This window comes from Armatimonas sp. (assembly GCF_043760365.1).
Taxonomy (GTDB): Bacteria; Armatimonadota; Armatimonadia; order Armatimonadales; family Armatimonadaceae; genus Armatimonas.
On the sequence record NZ_JAYUPA010000620.1, the window covers coordinates 1 to 1,502 of the forward strand.

Sequence of the window (1,502 nt, forward strand, 5' to 3'; positions counted from 1 at the left end):
GTGCGCAAGCTATCCTGAACCCAGGCGGGGTTGAATTGCTCAGCATAGATACGGTTTCGTACCCGAAGCTCACCCTCGGAGACAGTCACTAGCCCTGCGAGCCGCAAGGTATTAGCCAGATTACTGGTGGGATCGTAGCGCACCGACGCCCCCTTGCGAATGGTGCTGTAGAGACGAAGGAGTGCGCCTCGATCATTCTCGGGGTCTTGGAGGATGCGCTCATGGACAAAGTGGAGATTGGGATCGGTCTCGCGGGCTTTACGATCCAGAAAGGTTTCCCGACAGAGCTGATCCACTTGCTGAGGCGTGGTAGCCTCCGCCCTAGCGACTTCCGAACAGAGGCGTTGCGTGAGATAAGGATGACCGCCCGTCCAATATACAACCTGAGCAATGAGAGCACCGCACTGTGCTGAGTCTGCGGGGGCAAAACCTTGTGCTAGTGGAAGCGCATCTTGCTCCGTAAAGTCGGTGAGCTCGATGCGAGTGCCGATATTGAAAGGGGTGGCGCGTACATCGCAGGTGAGCTGAGCCGGTGTAGCAGCGCCCGCAAAACAAAACGTGAGTTGTCTCCATGCATTAGGCTCTGATGGAGAATTACTTCGTTGATCCTGGGTGACGGCGCGGATACTTGCGAAGAACTCGTCCGCAGAAAAAGGCAGTCCTCTCACTGCGTCGATCTCATCCAGAAAGGCGACGAGGGGACGCTCTCGGCCAATCAGCACTACCTGACGAATCGTCTCAAACCAGCGCTGGACGGGGCTGAAGCTGGCATGACTTTCCCAGAAAGCCTCTGCTGTGTCCCATAGGGAAAGCTGATCCGTGAACTGGTAGAGCAGGCCCAAGTACCAGCTCTCCGGGGTGACATTGCGCCCCTGCTTGCTGATGTCTATCTGGACAATATCGATGCCTTGATCCAAGAGCCGCACCGCTGTACGAACGAGCAGTGAGGACTTACCCACCTGGCGAGTATCAAGGACGTAACAGAGTTCACCACGGCGCAATCCCTCGAAGAGCGCCTGATCAGCATTACGCACCAGATAGGAGGGAGCGTCCCAATCTAGCGTGCCTCCCACTTGATAGAAGGCCTGGTGCTGCTCGCGTGGAAGCAGCCCAAGCTCGTCATTCAACGCGTGCAAGGCAGCCGCTTTATCTGGTTTAGATCCTTGGTTCATGGGCTCTAGAGATGAACCCGATTGTACGCGAATTTTTCAAGACTGGCCGAATGTCAGGTTTTGGTCAGGTTTTGGTCAGGATTTCACCTTTGGATGACTGCATACTATCCAAAGTAGCAATACAATGAGCCAAAGCTTAGAAAAGTAGAGAAGATGCTTCTGGTAAATCTGTTCGAATTACCAGTGTGTCATAGGCTGACTCGGTGTCATCGGAGGGTTGGAGTATACTTCTAGCGACCCAATCAGGCAAGTCCAGAGTCATTACCTACATTAAGAATCTTTGAAAAATGAAACATACACTGAATCGAAAGAAGTTTTTTCTACTATCGG

Annotated in this window: 1 protein-coding gene; it reads right to left on the minus strand. The window is 53.3% G+C overall.

Annotation, left to right across the window (positions count from 1 at the left end; genetic code table 11):
• Window positions 1-1,136, minus strand: a 1,136-nt coding sequence (locus tag ACH2EH_RS14175) for an AAA-like domain-containing protein (protein WP_395142695.1), incomplete at its 3' end; no start/stop codon positions are given.
• Window positions 1,137-1,502: the final 366 nt, after the last annotated feature.